This window comes from Autumnicola tepida (genome assembly GCF_031846485.1).
In the GTDB taxonomy this organism is placed as follows: Bacteria; Bacteroidota; Bacteroidia; order Flavobacteriales; family Flavobacteriaceae; genus Autumnicola; species Autumnicola tepida.
Genome location: NZ_JAVRHQ010000075.1, coordinates 1 through 1,174, shown reverse-complemented (window position 1 = coordinate 1,174; position 1,174 = coordinate 1). Strand labels below are relative to the sequence as shown.

At 32.3% G+C, this 1,174-nt stretch carries 2 protein-coding genes; both read left to right on the top strand.

Annotated elements, in window-relative coordinates:
* The first annotated feature begins 425 nt into the window (after positions 1-425).
* On the top strand, positions 426-671 hold the full coding sequence (locus RM553_RS19415; RefSeq protein WP_311536621.1) for an AbrB/MazE/SpoVT family DNA-binding domain-containing protein: 246 nt from the start codon (positions 426-428) through the stop codon (positions 669-671).
* Positions 662-985, top strand: a complete 324-nt coding sequence (locus RM553_RS19410; protein ID WP_031428532.1) for a type II toxin-antitoxin system PemK/MazF family toxin — start codon at positions 662-664, stop codon at positions 983-985. Before RM553_RS19415 ends, RM553_RS19410 begins: the two co-directional genes overlap by 10 nt.
* Positions 986-1,174 lie beyond the last annotated feature (189 nt).

The window sequence follows — 1,174 nt, the reverse complement described above, 5'->3', positions numbered from 1 at the left end:
CCAACAAGAGTGCGCTGAAATTTTTAAAATTCTCATTACCATTTTTTTCTGATAATTATAAAGATTCTGTGTTACAAAACTGGAATTAACTCAACGGGAAGTGCATTTTTTCAGTTCGTGTTTTAATGGTTTTCAAATGAATAATTTTTCCCTGGCGCTGAAAAATATTCACGATTAATAATGGCAAATTTTAATAAAGCGCTTTTTTCGCACTCCAGTAGGTAACAGCGGTTAAATCAAATTGCGCTGAATCAGTAAAAAGTTTTATTTTAGATTTTAATAAACATCAGGCTTAGCTGACAAATCCAAGTCCCCATTCGCAACTTGCATTAACCGCGGCCGTTGGCATTAATACTTAAACAGAGAAAATTTAATTTTGAAATCTGATTTAAAGTAATAACTTTGTATTTACAAAAATAAAAGTTATGGAAACTTCAATTATACAGATTGGAAATTCAAAAGGACTTCGTTTAAGCAAAACGATTATTGAAAAATATCACATAAAAGATAAAGTAGAACTCATTTTAGAAAAAGGTCAAATTATACTCCGACCAATTGATTCGCCCAGAAAAAATTGGGAAGAGAAATTTAAGAAAATGGCTAAAAATGAAGATGATCAACTTCTGATGAATGATGTGTTTGATGATGAAAACTTCGATGAATGGATTTAAATCAATACGATATAGTTCTAGTTAATCTAGATCCGACTGTTGGAAGTGAAATAAAAAAAACAAGACCTTGTGTAATCATTTCTCCAAATGAGATGAATAAATACTTGAGAACAATAGTTGTTGCTCCAATGACAACAAATACGAAAAAATATCCGACAAGAATTCCGGTAAAATCAAATGGAAAAAAAGGAATGATCGCGATTGACCAGATTAGAACAATTGACAAACAAAGAATTGTAAAAATCTTTGAATCATTATCCAACTCAGAAATCAAAAAGTGTAAAGAGGTGCTTAAAGAAACATTTGTGGACTAAGTACTAATGCCAACATCGGTTCATCGCAAATAACGGGTAGTTTGCTGAAAATGGTTATTTTAGAGACCAATTATGGAAACAACTAAGCCGACAAATCCGCATCCTTACTCCCGCAACTTGCGATAACCGGGACCGTTACCAAAAATTGCGCCGACCGAAATAAAGATTTGAACCTGCTAAAATTGTTCA

What these genes read in the sequence shown, in the direction of transcription:
- RM553_RS19415 (WP_311536621.1), top strand. Translation starts at nt 426, where the DNA reads ATGGAAACTTCAATTATACAGATTGGAAATTCAAAAGGACTTCGTTTA.
- RM553_RS19410 (WP_031428532.1), top strand. Translation starts at nt 662, where the DNA reads ATGGATTTAAATCAATACGATATAGTTCTAGTTAATCTAGATCCGACT.